At 52.5% G+C, this 21,102-nt stretch carries 20 protein-coding genes; 4 read left to right on the top strand and 16 right to left on the bottom strand.

Annotated features, from left to right (window positions below; translation table 11 throughout):
- Positions 1-33: 33 nt before the first annotated feature.
- The 3 genes from MKY59_RS15640 to MKY59_RS15630 all read right to left on the bottom strand — a co-directional run bounded on the left by MKY59_RS15640 (position 34) and on the right by MKY59_RS15630 (position 2,252).
- Positions 34-606 carry a hypothetical protein gene (locus MKY59_RS15640; protein ID WP_339272176.1) on the bottom strand — a complete coding sequence of 191 codons (573 nt, stop codon included), beginning with the start codon at positions 604-606 and terminating at the stop codon, positions 34-36.
- Positions 607-828: 222 nt separating this feature from the next.
- Entirely contained in the window at positions 829-978 is a 150-nt protein-coding gene (gene rpmG, locus MKY59_RS15635; protein WP_036613813.1) for a 50S ribosomal protein L33, read from the bottom strand.
- A gap of 74 nt (positions 979-1,052) precedes the next feature.
- Positions 1,053-2,252 (bottom strand): GTP-binding protein, encoded by a 1,200-nt coding sequence (locus tag MKY59_RS15630; protein ID WP_339272174.1) that lies wholly within the window; start codon positions 2,250-2,252, stop codon positions 1,053-1,055.
- 271 nt (positions 2,253-2,523) lie between these two features.
- Here MKY59_RS15630 and MKY59_RS15625 point away from each other — a divergent pair, with 271 nt between their 5' ends.
- The 3 genes from MKY59_RS15625 to MKY59_RS15615 all read left to right on the top strand — a co-directional run bounded on the left by MKY59_RS15625 (position 2,524) and on the right by MKY59_RS15615 (position 5,258).
- Positions 2,524-3,579 (top strand): permease, encoded by a 1,056-nt coding sequence (locus MKY59_RS15625; protein WP_339272172.1) that lies wholly within the window; start codon positions 2,524-2,526, stop codon positions 3,577-3,579.
- A gap of 97 nt (positions 3,580-3,676) precedes the next feature.
- Entirely contained in the window at positions 3,677-4,693 is a 1,017-nt protein-coding gene (locus MKY59_RS15620; protein ID WP_339272170.1) for a TIGR03943 family protein, read from the top strand.
- 235 nt (positions 4,694-4,928) lie between these two features.
- Positions 4,929-5,258, top strand: a complete 330-nt coding sequence (locus MKY59_RS15615; protein ID WP_339272168.1) for a hypothetical protein — start codon at positions 4,929-4,931, stop codon at positions 5,256-5,258.
- 80 nt (positions 5,259-5,338) lie between these two features.
- On the opposite strand, the gene MKY59_RS15610 is transcribed toward MKY59_RS15615, so the two are convergent.
- From MKY59_RS15610 to MKY59_RS15565, 10 genes are all read right to left on the bottom strand, one after another.
- A complete protein-coding gene (locus tag MKY59_RS15610) occupies positions 5,339-6,640 on the bottom strand; it encodes a pyrimidine-nucleoside phosphorylase (protein WP_236414258.1) in 1,302 nt (433 codons plus the stop codon).
- A 46-nt stretch (positions 6,641-6,686) separates the two neighbouring features.
- Entirely contained in the window at positions 6,687-7,394 is a 708-nt protein-coding gene (deoD, locus tag MKY59_RS15605) for a purine-nucleoside phosphorylase (RefSeq protein ID WP_236414257.1), read from the bottom strand.
- Positions 7,395-7,515: 121 nt separating this feature from the next.
- Positions 7,516-8,694, bottom strand: a complete 1,179-nt coding sequence (gene deoB / locus MKY59_RS15600) for a phosphopentomutase (protein WP_236414256.1) — start codon at positions 8,692-8,694, stop codon at positions 7,516-7,518.
- Between the two features lie 30 nt (positions 8,695-8,724).
- Positions 8,725-9,915: a NupC/NupG family nucleoside CNT transporter gene (locus tag MKY59_RS15595; RefSeq protein ID WP_236414255.1), complete on the bottom strand. Its 1,191-nt coding sequence runs from the start codon at positions 9,913-9,915 to the stop codon at positions 8,725-8,727.
- 239 nt (positions 9,916-10,154) lie between these two features.
- Positions 10,155-10,805, bottom strand: a complete 651-nt coding sequence (gene deoC / locus MKY59_RS15590) for a deoxyribose-phosphate aldolase (RefSeq protein WP_236414371.1) — start codon at positions 10,803-10,805, stop codon at positions 10,155-10,157.
- Positions 10,806-11,092: 287 nt separating this feature from the next.
- Positions 11,093-12,031 (bottom strand): sugar-binding transcriptional regulator, encoded by a 939-nt coding sequence (locus MKY59_RS15585; RefSeq protein WP_236414254.1) that lies wholly within the window; start codon positions 12,029-12,031, stop codon positions 11,093-11,095.
- 218 nt (positions 12,032-12,249) lie between these two features.
- Positions 12,250-12,597, bottom strand: a complete 348-nt coding sequence (locus MKY59_RS15580) for a hypothetical protein (protein ID WP_339272165.1) — start codon at positions 12,595-12,597, stop codon at positions 12,250-12,252.
- Positions 12,598-12,698: 101 nt separating this feature from the next.
- A complete protein-coding gene (locus tag MKY59_RS15575) occupies positions 12,699-13,376 on the bottom strand; it encodes a class II aldolase/adducin family protein (RefSeq protein ID WP_236414252.1) in 678 nt (225 codons plus the stop codon).
- 42 nt (positions 13,377-13,418) lie between these two features.
- A complete protein-coding gene (locus MKY59_RS15570) occupies positions 13,419-14,903 on the bottom strand; it encodes a rhamnulokinase family protein (RefSeq protein WP_339272162.1) in 1,485 nt (494 codons plus the stop codon).
- Positions 14,904-14,954: 51 nt separating this feature from the next.
- Complete coding sequence (locus tag MKY59_RS15565; protein ID WP_339278293.1) at positions 14,955-16,745, bottom strand: L-fucose isomerase; 1,791 nt, start codon at positions 16,743-16,745, stop codon at positions 14,955-14,957.
- 354 nt (positions 16,746-17,099) lie between these two features.
- On the opposite strand from MKY59_RS15565, the gene MKY59_RS15560 reads away from it, so the two are divergent.
- The gene (locus tag MKY59_RS15560; protein WP_339278292.1) at positions 17,100-18,119 is read left to right on the top strand and encodes a LacI family DNA-binding transcriptional regulator; all 1,020 of its coding nucleotides are present in this window, start codon (positions 17,100-17,102) and stop codon (positions 18,117-18,119) included.
- 173 nt (positions 18,120-18,292) lie between these two features.
- Here MKY59_RS15560 and MKY59_RS15555 read toward each other — a convergent pair whose 3' ends face one another.
- The 3 genes from MKY59_RS15555 to MKY59_RS15545 all read right to left on the bottom strand — a co-directional run bounded on the left by MKY59_RS15555 (position 18,293) and on the right by MKY59_RS15545 (position 21,062).
- On the bottom strand, positions 18,293-19,186 hold the full coding sequence (locus tag MKY59_RS15555) for an NAD-dependent epimerase/dehydratase family protein (RefSeq protein ID WP_339278291.1): 894 nt from the start codon (positions 19,184-19,186) through the stop codon (positions 18,293-18,295).
- Between the two features lie 144 nt (positions 19,187-19,330).
- Positions 19,331-20,050, bottom strand: a complete 720-nt coding sequence (locus MKY59_RS15550; protein WP_339278290.1) for an SAM-dependent methyltransferase — start codon at positions 20,048-20,050, stop codon at positions 19,331-19,333.
- Positions 20,051-20,081: 31 nt separating this feature from the next.
- Positions 20,082-21,062 (bottom strand): Gfo/Idh/MocA family oxidoreductase, encoded by a 981-nt coding sequence (locus MKY59_RS15545; RefSeq protein ID WP_339278289.1) that lies wholly within the window; start codon positions 21,060-21,062, stop codon positions 20,082-20,084.
- Positions 21,063-21,102: the final 40 nt, after the last annotated feature.

Here is a 21,102-nt window from a genome sequence, read left to right as displayed (position 1 = left end):
CAATCATATTCGCGAAAATACGGACGAAGCCGACTATTCGTTTCGGATTTCGAACCGCGCAGCGCAATGCTGCATCCACCAGCAGAAACTGCGGTTATGGCCGATAAAGAAGGATGACAGGTCATAACGGCCGGTGAGCTGATCCAGTGTGACAAGCAGCCTATTTCGCATACGGTTCATCGCAAACTCTACGAATTGGTCAGCCGCCCCATTCTGTACCAGTGTAACATATGCATACAAGGAATGGTCCACAGGTTCATCGAGGGGGCTTACTCCTGCACAAGAATATTCGGTCAGCATTCCCTTTTGAGACATCAGATCCAAGGCAGAAACCAACTCGAAATCCACTTCGATCCCATTCCATAACGTCGTTCGTTTGGGAGAAACGGTTGTTTTATCGCGTTCCGTCCACTGGAGAAGCTCTTGCCTGCGCCTTTTCCAGAGGTGAGCGGGTTGGTTGCTGAACAGCACTTCCTGTTCCGCCGAGGGCGGAAGGATCGTTGCTGCTTCCACCGCACGGGAACGGTTATGTAATGTTGAAGCTGAATCGCTGTCATCCTGAGAATCGGCATTCGAACGGGTCGTTAAACGGGCATCTTCATCCATATCCAAACCTCCTATTACTAAAACGCCCATTGGGCTGTATGCAAAAACAAGAACATGCTTGTGCGCCTCAAGATCGTTTCTTCTGGAACTACACGGTATAGCCAATCCAAAAATAACGAAAGAGCACATTGCTGTGCTCTCAAAAGTTCTGGGAGGGTGCTACCCCCCTGTTACTTGGCTACATATATTGTACACTTGTTATGTACAAGCTAGCAAACCGGTTTATCTCGTTTCGCGGTGAATCGTCATTTTTTTCAGGCGGGGGGAATACTTTTTCATTTCCAGCCGCTCCGGGTGATTGCGTTTGTTCTTGGTGGTGGTATAGTTGCGGTCCCCGCACTCGGTGCAGGCTAAGGTTACGATGACTCTCATGGGTGATGCCTCCTTCGTCTTCTTAAATCGTAATAATTACTATTTAATCATAGTAGCTGAATTGTTTTCTGTTGTCAATGCCACGTCGGAAACGGATCCTTCAAATCCCTCCAATTCCGCTGCATCTCTTCATCCGTCAGCAGCGTTTCGTCCAGTGTCCGTTCAATCTCCGAACGGTCCATGTCAATGCCGATGAACACAAGCTTGGTTACCCGGTCCCCCCACGTCTCATCCCAATCCGGAATGTTCGGCAGCGTATCGCCAAAATGCAAATGACGTTCCTCCTCACTCATCGCGCCGACCCACAATCCTGCCGGAGCCAGCTGCTTCGATGTACCGGCATGGCTAAAGGAAACGGCCATATGGTTGCGCGTCGCAAGCCACATCAGCCCTTTCGAACGAACGATGCTGTCCGGCCACTTGGCAATCCATCGAAGCAGGCGTTCGGGATGGAAAGGACGTTTGCGATGATATACGAACGAGTGAATGCCATACTCCTCCGTCTCGGGCGTATGCTCTTCCTTCATCAATTCCCGGATCCAGCCCGCAGACTGACTTGCCTTTTCGAAGTCGAAACGCCCCGTGTTCAAAATTTCATGCGGATCAATTCGCCCATTCGTCGTTCGGATCAGTTTGGCTGTCGGCTGCATCGCGCGGAGCGCCTTCTCCAGCTTGAGCAATTCCTCTTCCGTCACCAAATCACATTTGTTCAAGACCAATACATCGCAAAACTCGACCTGATCGGTCAACAGGTGCACGATCCCCCGCGTATCTCCTTCACCGGCTTCCTGGCCGCGATCCATCAGCGTCTCCCTTGAATAGAAATCCCGCCAAAATTGGGCTGCATCCACCACAGTTACCATCGTATCGAGGCGTGTAAATTTCGTCAGATCAATCCCGAGTTCTTCGTCGATGTATGTAAACGTCTGAGCAACAGGCACAGGCTCGCCAATCCCTGTCGATTCGATCAAAATATAATCAAAGGAGCCTTCCAAAGCGAGTCGCTCCACCTCTTTCAGCAAATCCTCGCGCAAGGTGCAGCAGATGCACCCATTGGACATTTCCACCAGTTTCTCATCGATACGAGACAAACCTCCGCCATCCCGGATCAACCCAGCGTCGATATTCACCTCGCTCAAATCATTGACGATCACAGCCACTCTCATGCCTTGGCGATTATGGAGCACATGATTCAGTAAAGTTGTTTTGCCCGCTCCCAAATATCCGCTCAATACGGTGACGGGAATGAGGCTGCGTGCTTGTCGTTGTTCCATGTATCGTTCCCCCGCTTCTCCAGATTCTTTCTGCCCTCTCCGTTATCGTTTAATTGTTTAGTTCAACCTGTATAATAAACAGAATGCTCTTGTTAATCGTAATAATTACGATTAACAAGTAGTAATATACCTTATAGCAAATGCAATGTCAACGGCGCTATGTCTTTACATGCTAATAAATCGTAATTTTTATGATTAGATGCCTGCCAACAGTTATGTTGTCCAAGGTACAAGCATATATCTTAAACAAAACGATTGTGGAGGTCTGTCGATGAAGCTGGCGGCCAATCTGAAGCTCCTTACCTTCCTTATTCCCTGCGCATTTCTCATCCCCGTACTTGTTCTCATGGCGCCGGACCTGCAGCAAGCCTGGAACAGCGGGAGTATGCAAAGCATAAAAACGATATTGGTCAGCATCCTGCTCGAAGCCATGCCGTTCCTCCTCATTGGCGTACTGCTCTCTTCCCTGATGCAATGGTTTGTGTCCGAAGACATGGTGCGCAGGCTGACGCCAAAAAACCCCGTGCTGGGGATTATCGCCGCAGGCCTGCTCGGCATCGCGTTTCCGATTTGCGAGTGCGGCATGATTCCGGTCGTGCGCAGGTTAATGCGCAAAGGCATGCCTGCCTACATCGCCACGACGTTTATTCTCAGTGGACCTGTAGTAAATCCGGTTGTGTTCACGGCCACCTTGCTTGCCTTTCCATCCCATCCCGAAATCGTGATCGCCCGCATGGGACTGGCTTTCGCCGTTGCGGCCATCGTCGGGGGACTCGTCTATCTGTTCGCAAAACAAAATCCGCTCCGCAAAACAAATGTACCGGACGAACTGTCCGTACAAACGACGGTGAGAACGCATCCCGGCTTCAAGATGGCACATCCGCACGTCCATAACGGACATGATCATTCGGATCATGAACATCCCAAAAACTGGCGCAGCTTTTTCATTCATGCGGGAGACGAGCTGTTCGACATGGGCAAATATTTGGTTCTTGGCGCCGTGATCACTGCCTGCATTCAAACCTTTGTCAGCCGGGCCGACTTGATTTCCCTCGGAAACGGGCCGATCTCGTCCTATGTATTCATGATGGCGTTCGCCTACGTGCTGTCCCTGTGTTCTACTTCCGATGCCTTCGTTGCTTCAGCTTTCTCACATACGTTTGCCCTTGGGCCGCTGTTGTCTTTTCTCGTGCTCGGACCAATGCTCGATTTCAAAAGCACCTTGATGCTGCTGTCCACGTTCCGCACCCGCTTTGTCATTGGCCTTGCGATCGCCATCATCGTTCTGGTGTTTGCGGGATCGTGGTTAATCAATGCATTTGCATGAGGTAGCTTAGCTTTAAGGCTGCCGAAGATTCTGAGCATCTTGCCTGCTCGCAGCTGAAGATACACGAACCGCAGAAGAAAAGAAAGGAGTCGATGCCATGGCTGCCGTGTTACGATCATCCCCAAAAATGCGTACTAGCTTTTCCCGTTCAGTTCGCGTGCAATGGCACAGCCTGTTTCGTTCCGTTTGGCTCGGTGCGCTGGCCATATACATTATTCGGCTCAACGAAACCGATTCGCTGCACTATTATTTGGCTCCCTCGCTGCACCCGCTGCTCTTGTGCTGTCCGGTGCCGCTCTTGTTCATCTCGGCAATCATGGGTTGGCAAGGCGTTTTCGGTCATAAGCATGTGCATTGCGATTGCGAGCATCCACCGCCTTCGGGATGGATTCGTACCTCCCTTACCTACGGGTTGGTTTGTTTTCCTTTACTGCTCGGCTTTTTGTTGCCTGATCTTGCATTGGGCAGCGCGATGGCTAGTCAGAAAGGCATGGCGCTTTCTTACGCACCTCCCGAAATCCGACGCAAAGAGCCTTTGCCGGAAGCAAACGCCATGAAGGTGCAGGATATTAACGGGCTCCCATCCAGAATGGATGCGTCCAAAGCTTCCAATGCAGCTGCCGCGGGGCAAGTGCAATTCATACCGCCTGACGAATACAGCCAGGAGTTCGCCGATCTCGCCCAAAAGCTGTACCGCGAACAGGTCATTCAGGTCCATCCGGCGATTTTCTCGGAAACGCTTGGTGCCATCGACATGTTTCAACGTCAATTTGCAGGCAAATCCATCTCGTTAACGGGCTTCGTATACCGGGATGAAGACATGAATCAGGATTCCCACTTTGCCCTTGGTCGTTTCCTGGTCATGTGCTGCCCGGCGGACGCCGCTCCCTTCGGCATTATGATCCATGTGCCCGACGCTGCGGCCTTCCCCACCGACAGCTGGGTCCAAATCGACGGCAGCATCGGTTCCGTGCAGGTGGACGGCAAAGATCGGCTGGAAATTCGTGCTGACAAAGTCATTCCTGTGGCTGAACCGTCGACGCCTTACATCTACACCAACGCAGATTCGGTGGAAGCCTATGACCAACTTCAGAATAGCGATACGGGGCAATAAAAAGCATATAAAAGAAAGCTATGTTTAATTCTTAATGTTGATATTTGATGTTTACGAACACAGCCGCTTGAAACGCAGGATGGACCACTTTAACGATGTACAACTAAGTATTTAGAAACATAATCCGGCTTAGTTTCGCTACGTAGACAGCAAGGAATATGAAAACACAACGTCGAATAATAAAAACATGCATGTCACCTCTTGTCTCCTATGATAACTGAGAAAGGATGTAATCATGAAGGTTATCACTTTATGCGGTTCTACAAAATTCAAGAATCAATTTGAACAAGCAAATGCATATCTTACTCTTCAAGGAAATGTAGTTATTGGCTTAGCCTTCTTTGAACAAAGCGAAGGTTTTAAAATCACACAAGAACAAGCTGAATTACTGGGAAACATTCATTTGAGAAAGATTGATATTTCGGACGAAATATTCGTTATTAATGTCGATGGTTACATTGGCAACAGCACGCGAAAAGAAATTGAGTATGCTGAAAAGCAGGGTAAAACCATCCGTTACTACTCGGATGGAGAGATTCCATCTGGGTATTCAGTTAAACATTAGAATAAAACAGAGCCTAAAGAAAAAACCGCAAGCATGGGTTTCCACCATGCCTGCGGTTTTTCGTAATGTATTTCGTCCTTTTATTCGGTTACTATACCATGTACCAATACCGGAGCTTCCGCATGATCGGCAATCGTAATGTTTTCCTTGATTTTCTCGATCACGCTTGCGACATCCTCGCGATTGGCATGGATCGTAACAAGGGATTCGCCCGCTTTGACGGCATCCCCCACTTTTTTGTTCAACATCAGGCCAACGGCCAGATCAATCTCGGATTCTTTCGTTGCGCGTCCGGCACCAAGCAGCATGGCCGCCGTACCAATCTCGTCAGCGATAATTTCCGCTACGTATCCATCTTTATCCGCAGGCACTTCAATGAGATATTGAGCCTGAGGCAGACGTTCCGGATGATCCACGACCGAAGCGTCGCCGCCCTGATTGGCGAGGAACTGCTTGAACTTCTCCAACGCTTTGCCGTTGCGGATGACTTCTTTCAGTTTTTCCTCGGCATCTTCCAGCGAATCCGCTTTGCCTGCGAGGAACACCATTTGCCGCCCGAGTGCCAGGCACAACTCTTCCAAATCTTTCGGCCCTTTGCCTTGCAGCGTCAGAATGGCTTCTTTCACTTCAAGCGCATTCCCGATCGCGAATCCAAGCGGTTGGGACATGTCGGAGATGACCGCCATCGTTTTGCGGCCGACATTGTTGCCGATGCTGACCATCGCGTGCGCAAGCTCTTTGGCGTCCTCTGCGGTTTTCATGAACGCGCCCGCGCCCGTCTTGACGTCCAGCACGATCGCGTCAGCGCCGGCGGCGATTTTTTTGCTCATGATCGAGCTGGCGATCAATGGAATGGAGTTGACTGTTGCCGTCACGTCGCGCAATGCGTACAGCTTTTTGTCCGCAGGCGTAAGGTTGCCGCTTTGTCCGATGACCGCAACTTTGTTTTCGTTCACAAGCCGGATGAACTCTTCTTTTTCCAGCTCGACGTGGAAACCGGCAACGGATTCCAGCTTGTCCGTAGTACCGCCGGTGTGGCCCAGGCCGCGTCCGGACATTTTCGCTACCGGTACGTCCAATGCCGCTACAAGCGGTGCCAGCACCAACGTCGTAGTATCGCCTACGCCGCCGGTGGAGTGCTTGTCTACCTTGATGCCTTCAATGGCGGAAAGGTCGATCGTTTCGCCGGAATTCACCATGGACATGGTAAGGTCAGCACGCTCTTTGTCCGTCATGTCATTGAAATACACGGCCATCGCCCATGCACTGACTTGATAATCCGGAATTTCGCCTTGGGTATATCCTTGAACGACAAAATCGATCTCGGCCGTCGTCAGCTCTTTCCCATCGCGTTTCTTGGCTATAATGTCTACCATTCTCATGGCCTGATCTCTCCTTTGAGGTTTATATTGTGAATTGGTGTCATACTTACAGCGTAATGGCTGTATCCAGGGCGACAACCATCATGTCGTTGAACGTTTTTTGGCGTTCTTCGGCCGACGTTTCTTCGCCTGTCAACAAGTGGTCGCTTACGGTAAGGATCGTCAGCGCGTTTACACCGAACTTCGCTGCAATCGTATACAGTGCTGTCGTTTCCATTTCCACGCCCAATACGCCGTGCTGCATCAGCTTTTCTGTCACGGAACGGTCGTCGCGATAGAAGGAATCGGAGCTGAACACGTTGCCGACATGAATGTTCATGCCTTTTTCGGTAGCGCGGTCATATGCGGCCTTAAGCAGAGAGAACGTCGCGATTGGAGAAAAGTCGTATCCGCCGAACACCAGCTTGTTCATGCTGGAATCCGTACAAGCCGCTTGGGCCAAAATGACATCGCGAACGCGAACGTGCTCCTGCATGCCTCCGCAAGTGCCCACGCGAATCAGGTTTTTAACGCCATAATCGCGGATCAACTCGTTCGCATAGATCGCGAAGGAAGGAATGCCCATGCCCGAACCTTGCACCGAAATCCGTTTTCCTTGATATGTACCCGTGAAACCAAGCATGCCGCGCACCTCGTTATAACACACCACGTCTTCAAGGTACGTATCCGCAATGTATTTTGCCCGCAAAGGATCTCCCGGCAACAGAATCGTTTCCGCAATATCTCCCGGTTTTGCTCCAATATGTGTACTCATCGTATGTTCTCCTCCATTAACCAATGAATTGTGTTCGTTTATCAGGTGTGTCGACTTTCATCGACCATGGGCGAAGCTAAGCCGAAGCAGCAGGACTGCCCCGGCTCATTGCTCCTCCCGATTATTTAAGTTCGCTCAGGAAACTTGTGCCATGTTCCGGCAGTTTTACGCCGAAATTGTCGGCCACGGTTGCTCCTACGTCGGCAAACGTACGTCGCTGCTCCAGCCGTTTGCCTCCTGCAAAGCGAGGGGAGTATACCAGCAGCGGCACATACTCGCGCGTGTGATCCGTTCCGCGATAGGTTGGATCGTTACCGTGGTCTGCTGTGATGATCAGCAAATCGTCTTCCGTCATTTTACCCATAATTTCCGGCAGGCGTGCATCGTAGTCTTCCAGCGCTTGCGCATAACCTTGCGGATCGCGGCGATGGCCATATAACGCGTCGAAATCCACCAGGTTAACGAAGCTAAGGCCAGTGAACGCTTCGTCCATCGTTTCGGAAAGCTTGTCCATGCCGTCCATGTTGGAAACGGTACGAATCGCCTTGGTCACCCCTTCGCCGTCATAGATATCGGAAATTTTGCCAAGCGCAATGACATCGAAACCGCCGTCCTTCAGCTCGTTCATCACGGTGCGGCCGAACGGTTTCAACGCGTAGTCATGGCGGTTCGCCGTACGTTTGAAGCTGCCTGGTTCACCCACGAACGGACGTGCGATGATGCGGCCGAGCATGTACGGGTCATCCAGCGTGATTTCGCGGCAGAACTCGCAAATTTCGTACAATTCCTTCAGCGGAACGACGTCTTCATGCGCAGCGATCTGCAGCACCGAATCTGCGGAGGTATAAATGATCAACGCACCGGTCTTTACATGCTCTTCGCCCAGCTCGTCAATGATTTCCGTACCGCTCGCCGGCTTGTTGCCGATGACTTTGCGGCCCGTTTTTTCTTCGATGCGCCGGATCAGCTCATCCGGGAAGCCGTCGGGGAATACGCGAAACGGCGTATCGATGTACAGCCCCATCAGCTCCCAGTGACCTGTCATCGTATCTTTTCCTTTGGACGCTTCCTGCATTTTGGTGTAAAACGCCTTCGGCGCATCCGCTACCGCCACGCCTTCGATTTCCTTGATGTTGGACAACCCCAGGCTGGCCATATGAGGCATGTTCAGCCCGCCGCGCTCACGCGCGATGTGGCCGAACGTATCGACGTCATAATCGTCGAAATCCGCTGCGTCCGGCGCCTCGCCGATTCCGACGGAATCCATGACGATCAGGTGTATTCTTTTGAATGTTGACATAGTTGAAGCACTCCTTCCAAATGATCCGGCTTACAAAAACAGTCCGGCGATGACCGCGGACAGCACGCTGACCAGCGATGCACCGTAAAGCAGCTTCAGACCGAAGCGGGCCACCACGTTGCTCTGTTTTTCATGAAGGCCCTTCACCGCACCGGCGATAATGCCGATGGAGGAGAAATTGGCGAACGACACCAGAAAGACGGATACGATGCCTGTCGTTCTGGCAGACAGCGCCGTTTGCTGGGTCAGACTCAGCATGGCCACAAATTCGTTCGAGACCAGCTTTGTCGCCATGATGCTTCCTGCCTGCACCGCTTCTCCCCAGGGAATACCCATCACAAACGCAAGCGGGGCAAACACATAACCGAGCAGTTGCTGGAATGAAATGCCGAGCACGGCGCTAAAAATGCCATTCACAAGCGCAATCAAAGCCACGAAGCCAATAAGCATCGCCGCTACCGTGATGGCGACCTTGAAACCATCCATGATGTATTCGCCCAGCATTTCAAAGAACGATTGCTTCCCTTCTTCCTGCACTTCCAATATATCTTCTTCCTCGGTAACCCGGTAAGGGTTGACGATGGACGCGATGATAAAACCGCCAAACAGGTTCAGCACCAGTGCCGTAACCACATATTTCGGGTCAATCATGGACATATAGGCCCCGACGATCGACATGGATACCGTTGACATGGCCGAGGCGCACAGGGTATACAGTCGATGCTTTGGCAGCAGGCCGATTTGCTTTTTGACCGAAATGAACACTTCCGATTGCCCCAGTATGGCTGAAGCAACCGCGTTATACGATTCCAGTTTGCCCATTCCGTTGATTTTGCTTAATACCAGACCAATATATTTTATAACAAAAGGCAAGATTCGGATATACTGCAATATGCCGATCAGCGCCGAGATAAAAACGATCGGCATTAGCACGCTCAAGAAGAACGGAACGCCTCCGCTCTCCGCGCCGACGGTCGTCAATCCGCCGAACACAAACGAGATCCCTTCGTTCGCGTAATCGAGCAAGTTTTTAAAAACAGACGCAAAACCGCCGATCAAAAATGTGCCGATCTCAGTATTGAGCAGCAAATAAGCAAGTATTAGCTGCAGAACGATCATGACGGCAAGGGGACGGTAACGAATGTTCTTTCGGCCGTTGCTGGCGAGATAAGCTAGTCCAAACACCACCAGCAAACCGACAATCGCGATCAGAAATTTCATGTCTTCACTCCTTTGAAGTTGGTTGGGCCTGATGCAAGTCTTCGGATCAAAGGTTGCTTTGCCATGAATTAACCTTTCAGAAACAAGGTGAAGCGCTTACAATAGAGCCGGAATCCAAATAGCCAGCGTTGAGTTGTTCTCTTATGGAAAAGAGCGGAATCTACTGCATGGCTAATGGAACTAGGCCTGTATGCTAGTGCCCTAGTGTGATTAATTCGTGCGGTTTATATAGCTTTGCCTTAATAAGAAGATGTGGATTGTCCGCCTTGCATAATTTTCACGCCGGAGCTGGCTCCGATGCGCGTTGCGCCTGCTTCGATCATTTTTTGCATGTCTTCGAGGCTGCGCACGCCGCCGGATGCTTTAACGCCTACATTCGGGCCTACCGTACGGCGCATCAGCGCGATGTCTTCCGGAGTGGCTCCGCCCGTGGAGAATCCTGTGGACGTTTTAACGAAATCAGCACCTGCTCTAACTGCCGCTTCGCAAGCACGAACCTTCTCGTCATCGGTAAGCAGACAGGTTTCGATGATGACTTTCACCAACGCTTTGCCTGCTGCAGCTTCCACGACCGCACGGATGTCCTGCTCCACGTAATCGTCCTTGCCGTCCTTCAAAGCGCTGATGTTAATGACCATATCCACCTCGGTAGCACCTTTGGCAATGGCATCTTTGGTTTCGAATGCTTTCGTTTCGGATGTGGACGCACCCAGAGGGAAACCGATGACCGTGCAAATATCGACGCCAGTGCCTTGAAGCTGTTCGGTGGCGTAAGCAACCCAGCCCGGATTGACGCAAACGGAAGCAAATTGATATTGTTTCGCTTCTTCCGTCAGTTTATGGATTTCACTTTGCGTAGCATCGGCGCGCAGCAAGGTATGATCAATCATTTTTGCGAGTTGTGATGTATTCAATCGAATCTCTCCCTTAGTTTTCTGAACTGATGAATTCCATACTGTTACACTACCATGAACATATGTAAAAATCAATTTGAACTTTCGTTCAACCTGTTAAGATAACTTGGGTTGCCATACGACTTATCTTTTGCCTAAAAAAACAAAACATCCACCGATTGTCTTTGGCAGATGTTGTAACTGCTTTCTATATTAACCGGTTTGCCCCTGGCAAGCATTATTCCAACGGCGGCTTAAGGATCTGCCGCGATTCGGCGGCGGCTTTACATTCGCAGCAGTGCTTGCGCCGTGTACTGGTCCGTAACCAGGGTGTTCGCATAATGTCCTCTCAATGCCGCATGGATGGCTTCGATCTTACGCTGCCCACCGGCAACGAGAATCGATTTGTCTTTTTTGCGCAGCTCGCCCAAATCGATCCCCACGGTTCTGCTGTTGATCTCATCGCTGATCAATCGGCCTTCCGCGTCAAAGAAGCGGGAACAGATGTCTCCCACGCCGTTTTCCATCAGAAGCCGCTGCTCCGTTTCGTTGAAATAGCCCAATTTGAACAGAAGCGCATCTTCTTTCACCGTTCCCACGGTGAAGACCGCGATGTTGGCCTGTCTCCCGAGTTCCACGATCCTTCCGATATGCCTGTCGGCTTCGACCATTTTCTTCACTTCGATATTGTCGAAAATGACCGGCAACGGCAAATACCTCGGAACGGTATGAAAGGCTTCGGCGAACAAATGCGCAATCTCTGCCGCATGAGTATTCACATGTGAATGGCTGACTCCGCCCTTCAGCTGAACGACTTCAACGCCCTTGACTTGTTTTGGGCGCAGCTGCCGGGCCACGTCATGCATCGTCGTTCCCCAGGTCACGCCGATGATATCGGTATCCTGCACGATCTCATGCATATAATCGGCCGCACGTTTGCTGATGTGTTTCCGGATCTCTTCATCGCTTTTGATCGGAGCAAAACAGACCAGCGCCGTTTCAAGCCCATATTTGGCTTTCAACTCGTCGGCAATGATGTCGATGTCCTCCAGCGGGTCCATAATTTCGATGCGTACATACCCGCGATCCTTGGCGTACTGTAACAAACGGGATACCGTAGGGCGCGACACGCCGAGCCTCTCGGCGATATCCTGCTGGCTGTAATCCGATTGATAGTACAATTTGGCTGCTTCAATGCTCAGTCTTTGCTTTTCCAAATCCATCCCTGCTCGCCTCGCTTCACTATAAGCCCAATTATGCCTGACTTAACGTTGTCCCACCACAAGCCTTGGAAAACGCGTCCTGTTCATTATACATGAATCGCTGCAAGGGTCACTATTCCCGCACAAAAAGCCTGCCTCTCCTAGCATAGCGCTAGGATAGACAAGCTTGGCGGTATATATCTATATGATTATATATATTTAGAGCGAAAGCTGTTGTATTATCTGCCGGCACCGGATCGGGTGATCGTTTCCAACTTGCGTGAAATGGCATTGCGGTCGACTTTAAGCCCCCACAATTCCTCGATGATTTTTTCTTTTTCGTCCGGTTCGTCCGTATCCTTCAACTGCAGCAGCAAAGCATGCATTTGTTCATTAATATGTTCAAACTGTACCCAGAGGTCGTGTCTGACCTCATGCGAATCCCGATGGCGGTTTGCCTCTACCTCTTCGCGGAGTGCATCCAGAATGGATTGCTTCCATTCATCATCCCCAAGCCGGTCAGCCATGTTCAGGAGATCCAGATAATCGTCGACAAGCAGCGAGTTCAATTCATCGTATGTTTTCATCGTTTATTGCATCCCCCTACGGTTTGTTTACCAAGTATTATACTCGGAAATAGCGGATATGCAATAGTTGTCGAAAAAAGAAATTCATTTATTTTCACGAATCAGGATTTAAGCTGCTGCAGCAGCTGGACGCGGTACGCCTCCGTTTCCAGAGATTGGATCTCTTTATATTGTTCAGCCGTGAGCGCTCTGGGTTCTCCGACCGACTGGGCGATCATGTACACCTTGGCGCTTTCCTCAACGACTTGTGTACGATAATAGGCTTCCCGCAGATTTTTGCCGATCGTCACCAGACCATGGTTCGCCAGGATCAAGGCGCTATGCTGCCCTGGTCCCACTTTCGCGGAGACGGTATCGGCAAGGCGTTTGGTGGTTGGCAGTACATAAGGGACCATACCGATGTCCCCCACGAGTGCGGATTGATCGGGAAAGAGGTGTGGCAGTTCGTCGTATACCAGGCTGAGCGCAATGGTGTAGGCCGGATGCGTGTGTACGATCGCTTGAATGCCCGCATTAACGCGATACGCGAACAAGTGCATCAGCACTTCGGATGAAGGGCGGGGAGAGCCTGGCCGCGTCTCCCCCGTGGAAATATCCACGGCAACCCACTCATCCGGTTCCAGTTCTTCCAGCGCATAACCGCTCGGGGAAAGCAGCATCGTGTCGCCCGCGCGTGCGCTGATGTTTCCGCCGGGTCCTACCACCAGTCCTTGCGCGACCGCTTTTCTGGCATACTTCGTCAGTTCCTCCCGCACCTGCTGTTCCGTCTGTTCCAACATGTCCTCTCCACTCCTTTATATCCAAGGTTTAGATCATTCTATTTACGTCTGCATGTTCAAGCGCTGATACGTGCCGTATGCTTCCTGCCATTGCGCCATTTCCTGGGGTTCATACGTCTGTGGTGAAAAAGAAACCTTCATGACCTCCCGGATCTCGCCGAGATGGGCAAATTCGCCCTGGGCCATCAACTGGACCATGCAGTTTCCGGCCGAGGTAGCCTCGGCTGGGCCAGCGATGACCGGAATGCCGGCAGCATTTGCGGTCAACTGACACAGCAGCCGGTTATGCACCCCGCCCCCCACCATATGAATCACGCGCGGCTCAACCCCCGTAACCCGTTCAAGTTCTTCCAGCGTCTGCCTGAACTCCAGGGCAAGGCTTTCGATGATACAGCGCACGACGGCTCCAACCGTCACGGGCACCGTTTGCCTGCTGGCCTCGCACTGCTTGCGAATCCGCTCTGGCATGTTGCCCGGTGCCATGAACGCTTCGTCAGCCAAGGAGACGTAACACAGGTGCGGTGTGGACGTGGCGGCGAGCTGGACCAGTTCCTCGTGCGAGAACGATCGCCCCTCCCGCTCCCACTGTCGCTTGCATTCCTGTAGAAGCCACAGGCCGGATCGGTTTTTGAGCAGGCGAATCCTGCCATCTACCGTACCTTCATTGGTAAACCCCAGGTCGCGGGCCGTATCATTCAATACCGGCTTATCCATTTCCATGCCCATAAGCGACCATGTTCCACAGCTGATAAACGCATGGTCCGAACCTGTGGCTGGAATGGCCGCAACGGCGGAGGCGGTATCATGTGAACCCGCAGCCACAACCTGAATGGGGCCAGTCTGCAATTCTTTGCGCAGGTCGCCGGACAGTCCACCTAGGATCGTTCCAGAAGGAACGACCTCGGGGAACAACGTTTCCGGCAGCCCCAACCGGTGTAAAAGCGGTTCGTTCCATTGCGATCGCCCAGCCTGAAGCAACCCGCTGGTGCTTGCGATCGTATATTCGCAAGATTGCACGCCAGAGAGATAATAGTGGAACAGATCCGGCATGAACATCATCCGCGTATCCGAACCCAGATGTCCGGCATGCTCCCGCGCACGTCCGAACAATTGGAACACGCTGTTGATCTGCTGGGGCAATACGCCGGATATCCGGTACAGTTCCCGTTCGCTAACGAGGCGCACGGCCTCCTGCATCCACGCTTTGTTGCTTGCATCGCGATAATGGCGCGGATTTCGAAGCAGCCTCCCGGTTTCGTCCACCAGGCCGAAATCAACGCCCCATGTATCTACCGCCATGGAACGGATCCCGGACACGGACCGTGCCCCTTTCGCGATGCCTTCCTTGAGTTCATGATAGAGCCGCAGGAAATCCCAATACAGGTCTGCGCCGAGCTGCACGGGATCGTTGGCGAACCTGTGCACCTCTTGCAACTCAAGCTTTGCGCCGTCATAGCTGCCCCGAACCACCCGGCCGCTTCCGGCCCCGAAATCCGCGGCAAGCACGCGGATTGCCTGCTTTCCCATCCGCTATTCCTCCTTTTAGAACCGATGATCGACAATGTCTGTAAGCAGATCCTAGCGGTACAATGGGCCAAAGGTGCTGCATGCGCGGTAATCGGCATTTTCCGGTTCGCTCGTTCCGAACAGTCCCCATGCTCGCGGCCGGAAAATGTCTTCAGCAGGCACGTTATGCATGCTGACCGGTATGCGCAGCATGGAAGCCAGCGTCAGCAGGTCTGCGCCGATATGGCCATATGAGATGGAGCCATGATTCGCTCCCCATTGGTTCATGACTTCGTACACGGAGGTAAAGGCTCCCGAACCGGTCAGGATCGGGGCAAACCAGGTCGATGGCCAAGTCGGGTCCGTGCGTTGATCGAGCGCATCGTGCACGTCCTCCGGCAGATCCACCGTATATCCTTGGGCAATTTGAAGCACCGGGCCAAGTCCCTTGACCAGATTGAGCCGGGTCATCGTGACAGGCATGCCGCCCCGCGTAAGGAAATCCGCCGAGAAACCGCCGCCCCTGAAATATTCCACCGATGCCGGTCTCCAGGATGTGGCCCCCAGGCACTCCTTGGCTTCTTCATCCGTTATTTCCCAAAACGGCTTCAGCGCCGGTTTACCGTCCCGGGTCTGTTCGCCCGTGCCGTCCAGCGCCGCCGAACCGGAGTTGATCAGATGAAGGATACCGTCCTGCGCAAGGCCTTCCAGCTGATGTCCTGTTACCCGTTTGACGGAGTCCGGGCTCCAATACGTACGCACATCGGCAAAAATCTGCGCGGTATGTGTCAGCAAGGAACCGAACAGCATGGATACGCCGTTCAAGCTGTCGTTTTCCGTAGCGACAAGATAAGGCGCACGTCTTCCGTTCCAGTCGAAGGAGGAATTCAGCATCGATTCGAGGAAATCCCCGTTCGGCGCATGATCCGTCCACTGGCGTTGTCCTTGAAAACCGGATACGATCGCATGGTGACCCATCGATTCTTCGGCATAACCGAGCTCGGCAAGCCTTGGATTTCCGGCCATCAAATCCCGCACGATTTGCGTCATTTTCACGACCGTTTCCCATTCGTAATCCTTCCGCTTGCGATCCGTCTGTAAATGCGGTGGATTGTTATCCGGGCCTTCAATGCAGTTCTCTTTCACCCAAGCGAGCGCCAGCTTGTATTCCTCGGGATCGTAGATTTCTTCCTCGATGCGGCGCGTCAGTTCGCTCATGTCCACATATTCGTTCCGCATGCCGAGATATTCTTGAAAGAACGCATCGTTCACGATGGAGCCGGCAATCCCCATGGAAACCGAACCGATCGACAGATAAGCCCGGCCTTTCATCGTCGCTACTGCGAGCGCTGCGCGGCTGAAACGCAGCAGCTTCTCCCGCACATCGTCCGGAATCGAAGAGTCTCCCCCATCCTGAACATGTTCACCGTAAATGCCGAACGCCGGAATCCCTTTCTGGGCATGAGCCGAAAGTACAGCCGCCAAATATACCGCACCCGGCCGCTCCGTGCCGTTGAATCCCCAAATCGCCGTCGGCGTCGAAGGAGACATATCCATCGTTTCCGTGCCGTAACACCAGCAAGGGGTGACCGTAATCGTAACGCCAACGTTGGAGCGGTTGAACAGTTCACCTGCAGCCGCAGCCTCGGCGGCGCCGCCAATGCAGGATTCGGCAATGATGCATTCTACCGGCGAGCCGTCGGGGTATCGAAGTTCAGCCGAGATCAATTCGGCCACGCTGGTGGCCATGCGCATCGTTTGCTCCTCCAGCGATTCGCGAACTCCCTTGCGTCTTCCGTCAATCGTGGGACGAATGCCAATCTTGGGAAAAGCCTGCTTATAACGGTAATCCTGATGTGTCATCGTTAAGCGTCCTCCTTTAATGGGTCCATGGAATTTCGCGAATCACGTTACGATGCCTTATTTTCTTGTGCCCACAGCCTTGTATACGGGGTTTCGCTCGTTTTGAATGCGTTTACATAACTTTGGTTAAAAACACCGATACAATCTCTGCGCATGGGACCTCATTTTCAATGGATATGTACTTCACCCTTCTATGATGTAAACAGCCATTTTAGGCAAGAAGGATGCTGTGAAAATGAAGTCTTTTGTTAGTAGGGTTATCGGTAACCCTAACATAGCATGCACTTCTCTTGCTGTCAATCGCGGTCATCCTATAAAATGGGAGGAACATCACCCGAGAAAGGTTCGATCATATTGATTACCATTTATGACATTGCCAAAAAAGCCAACGTCTCTGCGATGACTGTTTCCAAAGTCATCAATCAGACGGGGCGAATCAGCTCCGCAACGCGTGAGCGCGTGCAGCAGGTCATTGACGAGCTCGGATATATTCCGAATTCAAACGCACGAAGTCTCGTGCTTCAGCGTACCGGCATACTGTCCCTGCTCATTACCGATATTACCAATCCGTTCTATACTACCCTGGCACGGGGAGCGGAGGATGCAGCCCATGAACGCGGATACCGTCTGCTGTTCGCCAACAGCGATGAAGATTACGGGAAGGAGAAAAGTTATGTCGAGGCCCTGCTGTCCACTCGGGTCGACGGCGTACTGTTTGCGCCTGCCGGAGACCGATCGCTGGACCATTTGCAGCAATTGCAGGCACGCAGCATTCCGTTTGTCATTCTGGACCGCACCGTTCCGGGCATCACGTCAGACGTTATTGCCGGCGACAGCCGCGAAGGCGCCCTCCAGCTGATGCGTTACCTCGTGAAACTCGGCCACCGGCGCATTGCGCTCGTCAATGGTTCTCCCGATGTGTCGACGGCCCGCTTGCGGGAACAGGGGTATATGGAGGGATTGCAGGAAGCCGGACTAGATGCCGATCCATCCTTCGTGCTGCGGACAGACTACCGGGATTTCCGGGACGAGCAAGCGCTCCATTCATTACTGGACGGCCCGGACGGCCCTACGGCCATTTTTGCCGCGAACAATCTCGTTGCGATCGGAGTCATTCGGATTTTGCGAAAAAAAGGGCTTGCCGTGCCTGACGACGTTTCGGTCGTCTGTTTCGACGATCTGGATGCAGCGTCCGCGTTCGATCCGTTCCTGACCGTTGCGGCGCAGCCGGCCTATGAATTCGGCGCCCGAGGCATGCGGATGCTGATCGATCGGATCGAGGACAAGGCGCCAGCCGAGCCCCAGACGGTCATTCTGCCATCGGAGCTGCGCATACGCGCGTCGGCGACTTCACCACGATCTGCACCGTGGTGAGTGATGGAGCAATTTGCTGAATACGCGGATGGTTCCGGGTATGGTTTCATCCGCCGCTTGATAAACAAAGACCATGCATCGCGTTGGATGCATGGTCTCTTTATAATAACCGCGTATGCTCAGCTCGATCGTAGATTCGTGGTCGCATTAATCATACTCTGGGACATTATCGTTCAAACGTTGGATTGAAGCGCCAGCGCGACTTCTCTGACAAGACCCGGGAACCAGTCCATCAATGCCTCGAACGAATACCCTTCCTGCTCCGCTTTCGCTGTATCCATGAACCACGATTGCGCCACGCCGAACGGCGACATGTCTTCCGGCCCTGTCCGGGTCAGGATCTGGGCCTGCATGCCGGTCACGGTTTCGATCAGGTTCATCATCGCCGACAGGGTGATCGTGCCTTTGGATGCAGCGTTGACAGGACCCGTCAACGAATGTTTGCCAAGCCATGCGAGAAACCTCGCCGCTTCGGTCGAGTTGATGAAGGCAATCTCCGCATCTTTGTTCGGAATGCCGATCGGCTTGCCTTTTTGAACATGTTCGACATGGAAATGCAGACGTTTCGTATAATCATCGATGCCGAGCACAATCGGGATGCGCATCGCAGCCACCGGAAAATCTGCCTGTTGGAAAAATACCGCCTCCGCCAGCCGTTTGCCCTCACCGTAGGAGAAATCGTCGCGGCCTCCCGGTTGGACCGGATATGTATATGGATCAAAATCGGTCTCCGTAAACCCGGGGCGCGGATCGCCATAGACGGACAACGTTGACGTCAGCACATAACGCCGCGTTCTTCCCTTGAAGGCCTCACAAGCGGATGTGGCGTCATTCGGCGAATAACAGATGTTGTCGTAGACGACATCCCAGTGGTCTGACTGCGCGACAGCCGCAAGGGATTGCGGATCTTCCCGGTCCAATTTGATCCTTCTCACCTCTTCTGGGAAACCTGGATCCGTATTGCCGCGCGTAGCGATCGTAATCTCCGATTGGCCTTCCCATAACAGATGGTCTACCAGACGTTTGCCAAAGAAACGCGTACCGCCAAGAATAAGCACTTTTTTCATTCCCATTTAACCTCCTCTGCACGTTCTGACTTAAACCAAATTATAACGGGCGCTGACGAAGAACAACAAATTCCGGAAAGCGGCAACCTGCCTGATTTCAACCACTGATGTTCCACAGCGGAGGAAAATCCCTGCCTGATAAGATCATTTTCGGATGATTAGCATCGTGTGTGCGCCCGACTGGAACTCGTATGCGGTCTTCACTTCCGATACGGAATACCCGGAATCCGCCACCGAAGCCAGCAGCTCATCCATTTGACTGTAGCGTTTCCCCGAACGATCTGCCGTAGGGAAAATGCGCAGCTCCCCTTTGGTCACCCGCAGCAGCTCCCGCAAGGTACGCACATGGAAATCCAGATCCAGCTGATCTGCGTAGGTAAAAAGGAAATGGGCCGATAACGTCAAATCGAACCGTTCATCCTCAAACGGCAGACCAGGCAGCACGGCTGAGACATAACGTTCCGGAAAGTTGGCCATGTCATCGGTACTCTCTCTGAGCGCACGCAATCGTTCCACTTTCAGGCCGTCGATCGACCCGTGCTCCTCCCAACGAAAGCCGTCGCTTACTTTGGACAACTGCCGCATCGTATGATCGATGTCTGCCTGCCCCTTCAACCTTAAACTCTCCAAATCAAACGCATACGCGATATCGGCCGCAACGGCACGGGCACCGAGCTCGCAGGCTCGCGCCGTAAAGGAACATGCGCCTCCCGGACAATCCAGAATGGATGTGCCACGCAGTTCTTCCGGACGAAGATCGAACATGCGCACGTATTCTTCAAACGTTCTTCCGATAAACACGATCTGGTCCAGCTCCAAAGCGGACGACCGTCCCGTTTGCTCTTCTCTTCTGTTCTCGCTCATCTCTACTCGCCTCGACTTTCCAATTTTTCATTCAATCATTCGGGAAAACAAGTCCGATTTGCTTCCGAATCCGATCCATGACCTGCATCGTGACCAGGGAGCGTTCATACGTATTGATGTCCGACTCTCGTCTGCCCTCTTCGATCAGCTTCACGAACTCCTCCACCTCATAATACATGACCGGGTGCGTCTGATCCGCCGCAATGTTCTCGACGGTGCCGTCGTTGTACCGGATTTCGGCCTGTTCAGGGGATCCGATTTTGTCGATCAGGATGCTGCCCCGTTCGCCCATAATTTCGGTAGGAACATAGGAATTCGAAATTTTCGAATACGTCACGACGGCTTCCAATCCTTCATAATTCAAAAGGACGCTGCCCTGGCCGTCCACGCCGGAATCCAGCATCATCGCTTGCGCCTGCACCTGCTGGGGTGCGCCAAACAGGGTAATCAGCGGATACAGGCAGTACACCCCAAGATCCATCAGCGCCCCGTTCGCCAGTTCCGGTTTAAATGCGTTCAGCACGACGCCTTCCTTGTATTTGTCATAACGCGAGGAATACTGGCAATAGCTGGCCACGTATTTGCGAACAGGCCCGATTTTGTGCAGATGCGATTGCACCATCCGGAACACGGGCAGCACGGTCGATTTCATGGCCTCCATCAAGAGGACATCGTGCTTGCGCGCAACCTCGATCATGCGACCGACTTCGGCGCTGTTGGCCGCCAAAGGCTTCTCGCACAACACATGTTTGCCGTTACGCAGAAACAATTCTGCCTGCGCGGCATGAAGCGTATTGGGCGTAGCGATGTATACGGCATCCAGATGCTCGCTCGCTGCCATTTCTTCCAAATTCGTGAACCGATGTTCTGCTTGATATTGATCGGCAAAGGCATTCGCCTTCTCCGCGGTTCTCGAAAAGATGGCCGTCAACTCGAAACCTTCGACCTGCACGGCAGCCTCCAGCAGCCTTTCCGTAATCCAATTCGTACCTACCACGCCAAAACGAACCATGTCTACCTACCTCTTTCATCGATGAGTAAATATTATTATC

It is taken from the genome of Paenibacillus sp. FSL W8-0426 (assembly GCF_037969725.1).
Lineage (GTDB): Bacteria > Bacillota > Bacilli > Paenibacillales > Paenibacillaceae > Paenibacillus > Paenibacillus hubeiensis.
The sequence above is the reverse complement of the archived record's forward strand: the minus strand, read 5'-3'. Positions and strand labels throughout refer to the sequence as shown.

Coding starts and splice junctions, on each gene's coding strand:
- MKY59_RS15640 (WP_339272176.1), bottom strand. CDS start 606: ATGGATGAAGATGCCCGTTTAACGACCCGTTCGAATGCCGATTCTCAG.
- rpmG (WP_036613813.1), bottom strand. CDS start 978: ATGAGAGTCATCGTAACCTTAGCCTGCACCGAGTGCGGGGACCGCAAC.
- MKY59_RS15630 (WP_339272174.1), bottom strand. CDS start 2,252: ATGGAACAACGACAAGCACGCAGCCTCATTCCCGTCACCGTATTGAGC.
- MKY59_RS15625 (WP_339272172.1), top strand. CDS start 2,524: ATGAAGCTGGCGGCCAATCTGAAGCTCCTTACCTTCCTTATTCCCTGC.
- MKY59_RS15620 (WP_339272170.1), top strand. CDS start 3,677: ATGGCTGCCGTGTTACGATCATCCCCAAAAATGCGTACTAGCTTTTCC.
- MKY59_RS15615 (WP_339272168.1), top strand. CDS start 4,929: ATGAAGGTTATCACTTTATGCGGTTCTACAAAATTCAAGAATCAATTT.
- MKY59_RS15610 (WP_236414258.1), bottom strand. CDS start 6,640: ATGAGAATGGTAGACATTATAGCCAAGAAACGCGATGGGAAAGAGCTG.
- deoD (WP_236414257.1), bottom strand. CDS start 7,394: ATGAGTACACATATTGGAGCAAAACCGGGAGATATTGCGGAAACGATT.
- deoB (WP_236414256.1), bottom strand. CDS start 8,694: ATGTCAACATTCAAAAGAATACACCTGATCGTCATGGATTCCGTCGGA.
- MKY59_RS15595 (WP_236414255.1), bottom strand. CDS start 9,915: ATGAAATTTCTGATCGCGATTGTCGGTTTGCTGGTGGTGTTTGGACTA.
- deoC (WP_236414371.1), bottom strand. CDS start 10,805: ATGATTGATCATACCTTGCTGCGCGCCGATGCTACGCAAAGTGAAATC.
- MKY59_RS15585 (WP_236414254.1), bottom strand. CDS start 12,031: ATGGATTTGGAAAAGCAAAGACTGAGCATTGAAGCAGCCAAATTGTAC.
- MKY59_RS15580 (WP_339272165.1), bottom strand. CDS start 12,597: ATGAAAACATACGATGAATTGAACTCGCTGCTTGTCGACGATTATCTG.
- MKY59_RS15575 (WP_236414252.1), bottom strand. CDS start 13,376: ATGTTGGAACAGACGGAACAGCAGGTGCGGGAGGAACTGACGAAGTAT.
- MKY59_RS15570 (WP_339272162.1), bottom strand. CDS start 14,903: ATGGGAAAGCAGGCAATCCGCGTGCTTGCCGCGGATTTCGGGGCCGGA.
- MKY59_RS15565 (WP_339278293.1), bottom strand. CDS start 16,745: ATGACACATCAGGATTACCGTTATAAGCAGGCTTTTCCCAAGATTGGC.
- MKY59_RS15555 (WP_339278291.1), bottom strand. CDS start 19,186: ATGAAAAAAGTGCTTATTCTTGGCGGTACGCGTTTCTTTGGCAAACGT.
- MKY59_RS15550 (WP_339278290.1), bottom strand. CDS start 20,050: ATGAGCGAGAACAGAAGAGAAGAGCAAACGGGACGGTCGTCCGCTTTG.
- MKY59_RS15545 (WP_339278289.1), bottom strand. CDS start 21,062: ATGGTTCGTTTTGGCGTGGTAGGTACGAATTGGATTACGGAAAGGCTG.